Below are 670 nucleotides of genomic sequence, written 5' to 3' on the forward strand. Positions count from 1 at the left end.
CGGCGGCGGCGGCGGCGGCGCAGCAGCCGGGGCCGGAGCCGCCGGAACCGCACCGATGCGCGACACGATGCTCAGACCCAGGAACCAGTCACCGTAACCGCTGTGGTTCGGCTGGCTCTGGTCGTCCCAATCGTAGCGGTAGCCGCCTTCCACGCGGATGTCCGCGCTGTCGGTGATCGACTTGGAGATACCCAGGCCCAGCTCAGCCGCCGGGGCCCAGTCGCTGTCCATCGGGTTCTTGTGATGGCTGCCCATCACGCCACCCAACAGGTACGGACGCCAGGCGCCATTGGTGAAGTACCAGCGCGCTGCCACGCCCACCGTGTTGTTCGCCCAGTGGCTACCACTGTGACCACCACCGTTGGCTGCACCGTTGTCGATCTTGCGATCCGTACGGTCGGCGAACAGGTCGATCGACAGGTCCGGCGTGAAGAACTTGCCAACGCCCAGACCGTAATAGATCTGGCGGCTGTTGGTGTTGCGATCGCTGTCGTTGTAGTAACCACCGATGGTCGGCGCGATGTACCAGCGGTCATCGAAGCCATTCGGCCACGCCGGAGCCGCGGTGCTGTCGCTGCTGCCCGTGGTTGCTGCGTTGTCCTGCGCATGAACGGCACCTACGCCGCCCAACGCCAGCGCAACCATGAAATAAAGGCCCTTGTGCTTCATC

General features: G+C 64.9%; 1 protein-coding gene. It reads right to left on the bottom strand.

Annotated elements, in window-relative coordinates; genetic code table 11:
• On the bottom strand, positions 1–670 hold a 670-nt coding region (locus tag IHE49_RS18350), incomplete at both ends, for a porin family protein (RefSeq protein WP_225578566.1).

It is taken from the genome of Rhodanobacter sp. 7MK24, assembly GCF_014842995.1.
Classification (GTDB): domain Bacteria; phylum Pseudomonadota; class Gammaproteobacteria; order Xanthomonadales; family Rhodanobacteraceae; genus Rhodanobacter_A.